Origin of the sequence: uncultured Virgibacillus sp. (genome assembly GCF_947495635.1) — a bacterium.
Classification (GTDB): Bacteria; Bacillota; Bacilli; order Bacillales; family Amphibacillaceae; genus Virgibacillus; species Virgibacillus salarius.
Window position 1 is genome coordinate 1 of record NZ_CANMAB010000150.1, and the last position, 6,824, is coordinate 6,824.

The 6,824-nt window shown below is 36.5% G+C and carries 9 protein-coding genes; 8 read left to right on the forward strand and 1 reads right to left on the reverse strand.

Going from position 1 to position 6,824, the window contains the following annotated elements; translation table 11 throughout:
- Positions 1-285: 285 nt before the first annotated feature.
- From Q1A47_RS19545 to Q1A47_RS19575, 7 genes are all read left to right on the forward strand, one after another.
- Positions 286-1,296, forward strand: a complete 1,011-nt coding sequence (locus Q1A47_RS19545) for an AimR family lysis-lysogeny pheromone receptor (protein ID WP_026681769.1) — start codon at positions 286-288, stop codon at positions 1,294-1,296.
- Between the two features lie 104 nt (positions 1,297-1,400).
- Complete coding sequence (locus Q1A47_RS19550; RefSeq protein ID WP_255637807.1) at positions 1,401-1,529, forward strand: hypothetical protein; 129 nt, start codon at positions 1,401-1,403, stop codon at positions 1,527-1,529.
- A gap of 522 nt (positions 1,530-2,051) precedes the next feature.
- A complete protein-coding gene (gene spoIIID, locus Q1A47_RS19555) occupies positions 2,052-2,333 on the forward strand; it encodes a sporulation transcriptional regulator SpoIIID (RefSeq protein ID WP_026681768.1) in 282 nt (93 codons plus the stop codon).
- A gap of 504 nt (positions 2,334-2,837) precedes the next feature.
- A complete protein-coding gene (locus Q1A47_RS19560; protein WP_026681767.1) occupies positions 2,838-3,839 on the forward strand; it encodes a rod shape-determining protein in 1,002 nt (333 codons plus the stop codon).
- A gap of 43 nt (positions 3,840-3,882) precedes the next feature.
- Positions 3,883-4,686: a flagellar hook-basal body protein gene (locus Q1A47_RS19565; protein WP_166530113.1), complete on the forward strand. Its 804-nt coding sequence runs from the start codon at positions 3,883-3,885 to the stop codon at positions 4,684-4,686.
- 12 nt (positions 4,687-4,698) lie between these two features.
- Positions 4,699-5,529 (forward strand): flagellar hook-basal body protein, encoded by an 831-nt coding sequence (locus Q1A47_RS19570; protein ID WP_026681765.1) that lies wholly within the window; start codon positions 4,699-4,701, stop codon positions 5,527-5,529.
- Between the two features lie 71 nt (positions 5,530-5,600).
- Positions 5,601-5,957, forward strand: coding sequence for a DNA-directed RNA polymerase subunit beta (locus Q1A47_RS19575; protein ID WP_166530114.1), 357 nt, complete (start codon positions 5,601-5,603; stop codon positions 5,955-5,957).
- Between the two features lie 32 nt (positions 5,958-5,989).
- Here Q1A47_RS19575 and Q1A47_RS19580 read toward each other — a convergent pair whose 3' ends face one another.
- Positions 5,990-6,142, reverse strand: coding sequence for a hypothetical protein (locus Q1A47_RS19580; RefSeq protein ID WP_299632728.1), 153 nt, complete (start codon positions 6,140-6,142; stop codon positions 5,990-5,992).
- A 173-nt stretch (positions 6,143-6,315) separates the two neighbouring features.
- On the opposite strand from Q1A47_RS19580, the gene fabZ reads away from it, so the two are divergent.
- Complete coding sequence (gene fabZ, locus Q1A47_RS19585) at positions 6,316-6,735, forward strand: 3-hydroxyacyl-ACP dehydratase FabZ (RefSeq protein ID WP_026681763.1); 420 nt, start codon at positions 6,316-6,318, stop codon at positions 6,733-6,735.
- The last annotated feature ends 89 nt before the right edge of the window (positions 6,736-6,824 follow it).

Consider the following 6,824-nt stretch of genomic DNA (forward strand, 5'->3'; position numbering starts at 1 on the left):
ATTCCATAATAGCTACTAGAGGAAGCGTAAATCTGAGCATTTAGTGATAAGGACTGAGCGAATTTTGCTCCGTTTTTTTAGAAAGATAAGAAAGTATAAAAATTTGGCTATACCATAGTGTTTCTTATGTATAGCAAAATTTGTCGAACGATTACCTCTTTTTATTTGTTGAAAATGTGTTAATATAGTGATTAATAAAATATTATGTTGAAGCTTGACGAAAGTTGTTTACAGTCAAGTGATAATAAGCCTTGTTTTTCTTTGTTGGAAAGGAGTTTAAAATTAATGTCCTTACCTACTATGTTTATTTCGGGTAAAGATGAGCTATCATTGGAGCAGTTAAAGGAATTTCTATCACGGGATCATAATGATGAAACAGTGATACAATTAATCCGAAAATACTGCTTACAATCATCATCGCGAGATATTCAGAAAAAAGGCATGGAATTTTTATATATGAATGGCTTCTTTGGAGAATTGCAACAATTGATTGAGAAGAATCTGAAATCCACCTATACTTCCAACAGACAATGGGCATCTATTTATCAGTTAATGATAGATAGAAGAATAAAGAGAACTCCTCCACATGAATTGCTACAGAGAATTAAACGAATGCCAACAATAAACGACCCCGAAACAGAATGCCTAATAGAATTTGTTAAGGTAACTTTATATTATGATCTAAATCAACTGGGAAAATTGGGTAATTTTTTAGAAATCCAACAACAATTATTTGCTAGAATCGATGACAGACTTCTTGTTTCCTTTTTCAATATAAGACTCAATCATATTTTAATGATTTATTATATGTCGAGAAATGAACTTATTATGGCGAGGAAATGTGCCTATAGAGTACTTAATCTTTCACAAAACCCTTCAACAAAAGCAGGCGTTCATATAAAACTTGGGTTCTCCTATACATTTGATACGTACTTTCAAGCAATGCATCATTTAGAAGAGGCTACTGCTTTAGCTGAAAAATATGAGCTAAAAGATGTCTTGCATCTAATTCGAAATAACAATATTCCTTTTATAGCTGCACATTTTAAAAAGGTGGAAGGTATAACCACCGTAGATAAAAGTGAACAGGCACATATTGAAATTGCAAAAGGGAATAAAGACAAAGCGATTGAGATATTAAGTAATATCCCATTAAATAGCCCTTTTAGACTATATTACATGGGAAAAGCAAAACATGATAAACGACTGTTGTTGCAATCTCATAAGGATTTTATTGAGAAGCGCAGTGATTATTTCTTTAGTAGGTTACCTCTCAATATATTGAAGACAATGTGAAAAAATATTCCGAGAGTGGTGAAGAAGAATTAATTAAATGAAAACTAAATAGGTGATTAACGATTCAACTTTTTCTAACCTTATATTCCTTAGGAGGTAATAAAATGAAAAAGGTAAAATCTTTTCTTTGTATGGCTGTATTGGTGATGATGATTTCTTTAGTTCCTGGTAATATTTCTGCTGATTCCGGTGTGTCTATACAAGCCGACCCTGATCTTGGACCGTTAGACTAAAAGTAAAGAGAATTTACGTAGTCTATTAGGAAAAGAATCAAGACCAAGAAAAAAATACAGTATTACTGGTAGGAAGCGTGACAAGGAGCACTAATGCAAGATGAAAAGGTTGAATCGTTTTTTATATATTTTTACTACTTATTACTTCGCAAGAAATTGATATGTTCATATTCAGGGAACGTTCTGCTACTTTCCTCATTAAAAAATGCATGTCCTTCTTTCCTTAAAGATGGTTTTTTAATCATAAACACACCTACTCGATAATAAACTTATACAAACCAATCATTCCGAAATGTCTGAGGTGAGAGCATGTGTGGCTTTATTTCTGGTTACACACATAAATCAGCTAATTTGTATATATAAATAACAGAATATTAAGTAAAATACAATAATGGATGTAGACACGTAAAAACAAGTATACATAGCGACTTATTTTATGATTTCAACATATATGCAGGCCACTAATGGAACACCTTGTCTCAATACCACCTCGGAAATATACAACTCAGGGAGGCGAACGGTGTGCACGATTACATCAAAGAAAGGACTATCAGGATAGGAAATTACGTCGTGGAGACAAAGAAAACTGTCCGAGTGATAGCGAAAGAATTTGGTGTTTCTAAAAGCACAGTCCATAAAGACTTAACAGAACGATTACCAGAGATTAATCCAGAATTGGCAAACAGGGTAAAGAAGGTTCTTGAGCATCATAAGGCTATCCGTCATTTGCGTGGAGGAGAAGCAACGAGAAAAAAATATAAAATCGAGCCTAAACATACAGAGGAGGCAAAGCCAGTAGGATAAGTGGTTATAACAAAATTAGTGGAAATTAAAGAGGCTGAGACAAAAGAATGAATAAACAGTGAAAAACGAACGATTATTAGTTTAGGTTTAATTATCGTTCGTTTTTTGATTGGGATCATTCATTTAGCATCTGAAATATGCAAGACTCCCGCGGGAACAGCACGAGTCCGAAGATCCACTTGGTAACGTATTTTTCTTTACTAAGTTAGCTGATGCTGTGCCCGCGGAAAGAGCGTATATTTTAATGGTGCGGCGATGATACTCCTATTGATAACATGGTTATTCGTATTTTGAGTAAAGAAGTTGTTAGTTACCCCCGGGCCTCTTTAGGATGTGATTAGACCGTATTCGTTAATGATATTATTTAAACATTTACCCCTGTCGAATTTCCTAGACAAAATTTAAATAAAATGCAGTTAATTGTAGAGTTTTGTGGTAAAATATTATATTAGTAGCAGTATGGATAAAAAAGAGATAGTAATCTAAGTAGGAGGATCTGAACCCATGTTTTCTAGGGATATTGGAATTGATCTTGGTACAGCCAATGTATTAATTCATGTTAAAGGAAAAGGAATAGTTTTGAATGAGCCATCCGTTGTGGCGATGGACCGACACACAGGAAAAGTGCTAGAGGTTGGTGAGGCTGCAAGAAAAATGGTTGGACGTACACCAGGGAACATAGAAGCAATTCGTCCATTAAAGGATGGAGTAATTGCTGATTTTGATGTTACAGAAGCTATGCTGAAGCATTTTATCAATAAAATAAACGTAAAAGGAGTTTTGTCTAAGCCGCGTATACTTATCTGTTGTCCAACCAACATCACGAAGGTTGAGCAAAAGGCTATTAAAGAAGCAGCGGAAAAATCAGGTGGTAAAAAAGTTTACCTAGAAGAAGAGCCAAAGGTAGCAGCAATTGGTGCTGGTATGGAAATCTTCCAGCCGAGTGGAAATATGGTTGTTGATATAGGTGGAGGTACGACAGATGTAGCCGTTTTATCAATGGGCGATATTGTGACATCTGAGTCCATTAAAATGGCCGGTGATAAATTTGATATCGAAATTTTACAATACATAAAGAAAAAGTACAAACTATTAATTGGTGAAAGAACTGCAGAAGAGATAAAAATAAATGTGGCAACGGTATTCAAGGGTGGAAGAAATGAAGAAATGGAAATCCGAGGTCGTGATATGGTATCAGGATTACCACGTACTATTTCCGTTAATTCTACTGAAATTGAAGCAGCATTACGTGAATCCGTATTCCTAATCGTACAGGCTGCAAAATCTGTACTAGAACGTACGCCACCAGAATTATCTGCTGATATTATTGACCGAGGGGTCATTCTAACAGGTGGCGGAGCATTAATTCACGGTATTGATGAGTTACTTGCAGAAGAGCTTAAGGTGCCTGTTTTCATTGCAGAGGAGCCAATGAGCTGTGTAGCAAAAGGTACAGGAATGATGCTGGAAAATATTGATAAGATTGAACGCAAAAAAGTTATCTAACGGAATGAAGACCTGTTAAAAATCAGATCGAGGAGGGGACGTCTTGTTAAGAGGCTTTTATACGGCTGCAAGCGGGATGATTGCTCAGCAACGTCAACAGGAAGCTTTTTCTAACAATATTTCCAATGCCAATACTCCAGGATATAAAGCCGATCAGACAAGCTTGCGAGCATTTCCGGAAATGTTAATGAATCAAATGGGTGGAAAAGAAGTTCCCACAAGTACATCGATGCATGTACCTATACAACAGCCAATTGGCTCATTAAATACAGGGGTGTATGTTCAGGAAACCATTCCAAACTTTACCCAGGGTGATATGAGAGAAACTGGTATTGCCACGGACCTTGCAATCGTTAATGGTGAATTACCCGATGAGGCCGGAAGTTTATTTTTTACTGTTCAAGACACTGATGGAGAAATTCGTTACACTAGAAATGGAAATTTTACGGTTGATGGACAAGGGTATTTAGTAACAAATCAAGGCTTCTACGTGCTTGATCAGTCAGGAGAGCCGATTTATACAAATGGAATGGAGTTTAGCGTAACACCAGACGGCTTGCTGCAAACTCCCGAGCAGTCTGTTAATTTGGGAGTAGCGTATGCAACAGATGCTAATGGGTTAACGAAAGAAGGAAATGGGTTATATGCAGGAGACGCTGCAGATTTACCCCCAGGCGTAACATTTTCAATCAAACAAGGATTTCTTGAAAGGTCAAATGTAGATTCACTTCAATCTATGACGCAAATGATGGAGTCTTATCGATTGTTTGAGACGAATCAACGAGTATTGAAAGCTTATGATGAGAGTATGGGGAAGGCAGTAAGCGAAATTGCGCGTCTAGTCTAGGGGGAATAAGGTATGTCCAGAACGATGATACAAGCAGCAGTCACAATGAATCAACTGCAAAATAAACTGGATCTAATCGGAAATAATATGGCGAATAGTCAAACAACTGGCTTTAAAAGCAGACAAGCCGATTTTTCTTCTTTATTATTTCAGCAAATGAATAACATGACAGACCCTGCAAATGCAGAAGGTAGACTAACACCGGATGGACTACGTATTGGAGCAGGTGCAAAACTCGGTTCAACAAATATAAACCTCTCACAAGGTACGCTCACTGAAACAGAACGAGCATTAGATACGGCGCTTTTGGGTGAAAATCATTTTTACCAAGTACAAGTAGTCGAAAATGGTGTAACAGAAACGCGTTATACCCGTGATGGAGCGTTTTACTTAAGTCCTATGAACAATGATCAAGAAGTTATGTTAACCAACAGTGATGGCAGCCCAATACTTGGAGTAAATGGACCTATTCTAATAGAAGAAGGCTTTGATGATATTGCTATTCAGCCAAATGGTCAGATTGAGGTAAGAAGAGGAAACCAAACGGAGGTTGTTGGTCGACTTGCAATTGTTGAAGCCGTTCGACCTCGATTATTAGAGGCTACGGGGAATAATGAGTTTAAATTACCAAACTTAAATGAGCTTGGTTTTAATTTCGGTGAAATCATCCAAAATGTAGGCGACAATGAGTCTTTATTAAAAAGTGGAGCATTAGAAATGTCTAATGTAGATATATCAAAAGAAATGTCAGATTTAATCATGACACAACGTTCATATCAATTTAATGCAAGAACCATATCTATGAGTGATCAAATGTCAGGCTTAGTAAATCAATTACGCTAATGTATTAACTTGCTCATAAGAATTAAAATGTTATGCCTATGTATTTTTAAAGGAATAAGGAGAAACAAATCATGTCTATAAATCAAGAGGATCGAGCAATGTCGGAAAAAAAACCTAAGAGGCCTTCTAAATTTCAGCGATTTTTAAATCGGATGAAAGAGAAAAAGGATCGTCCTGTTGAAGCGGAAGGAAAAATGAGAAAATCTCAAAAACAGAAGCAAAAGCAGGAGAGAAAAATGGGAAAAAGACCAAGGTTGCGGATTTTCCCCATTTGGTTACGGATCATTGTCGTTCTTCTTTTTTGTGCTATTGCATTAGTGGCAGGATTAATGATTGGATACGGTGTAATAGGTGATGGCACTCCGGTAGATGTATTAAAGAAAGAGACTTGGCAGCATATTATTGATATAGTAACTAAAACAGAATAAAATGAAAGCATCTAGTCGAATACCAAAGAAGATTAGATGCTCTTTTTTATCCCGCATATAATCGGCAGTAAGCCCCTCACTTCAAGTAATGAAGAAAAACCAATATGGGGAAGTGATGGATCAACTGCAGGTAAATGTCCGATTGGTTCAAAGACCTTTAGGTCATACCCTTGTGGTACTACCAATCCGTGGGGAGGAAACAAAACCCTGGTTGAGTTTTCCTTAGTATATGAGAACACAGTTGATTTCCAAAACAGACGGTTGTTTTCACCGTAAATGTTTTTCTCCGGCAAATACAATGGTAGCATTGCAATGGACAGAAAATGTTTAACAATAAAATAAAAAAAGGAGAGATCTTATGAATATTGAACAAATTAAAGAAACGATCCCACACCGTTATCCTTTCCTATTAGTAGATCGGGTTACGGAAATAGAAGAGGGAAAAAGGGTATCTGGGATAAAAAATGTATCTGCTAATGAACCGTTTTTTCAAGGGCATTTTCCGGATTACGCAGTAATGCCTGGTGTTTTAATACTTGAAGCACTTGCTCAAGTTGGAGCAATTGCAATGCTCGGTTTAGAAGAAAATAAAGGGAAGATAGGATTTTTAGCTGGCGTTGACAAGTGTCGCTTTAAAAGACAGGTGAAACCAGGTGATCAATTGCATATGGATGTAGAGATAGTGCGATTAAAAGGTCCAATTGGTAAAGGAAAAGCTATTGCTAAAGTGGATGGAGAAGTTGCCTGTGAAGCTGAGATTATGTTCGCTATAAAATAGTCTTCTTTTTTATAAGTTAAGAAAGTATAAATTCAGTGCAATGACTGCGTTAAGCCAAGTAGTTATTTTGAAATGTTTGATGTATATTG

What these genes read in the sequence shown, in the direction of transcription:
- Q1A47_RS19545 (WP_026681769.1), top strand. Translation starts at nt 286, where the DNA reads ATGTCCTTACCTACTATGTTTATTTCGGGTAAAGATGAGCTATCATTG.
- Q1A47_RS19575 (WP_166530114.1), top strand. Translation starts at nt 5,601, where the DNA reads ATGTCTATAAATCAAGAGGATCGAGCAATGTCGGAAAAAAAACCTAAG.
- Q1A47_RS19550 (WP_255637807.1), top strand. Translation starts at nt 1,401, where the DNA reads ATGAAAAAGGTAAAATCTTTTCTTTGTATGGCTGTATTGGTGATGATG.
- Q1A47_RS19570 (WP_026681765.1), top strand. Translation starts at nt 4,699, where the DNA reads ATGTCCAGAACGATGATACAAGCAGCAGTCACAATGAATCAACTGCAA.
- fabZ (WP_026681763.1), top strand. Translation starts at nt 6,316, where the DNA reads ATGAATATTGAACAAATTAAAGAAACGATCCCACACCGTTATCCTTTC.
- Q1A47_RS19560 (WP_026681767.1), top strand. Translation starts at nt 2,838, where the DNA reads ATGTTTTCTAGGGATATTGGAATTGATCTTGGTACAGCCAATGTATTA.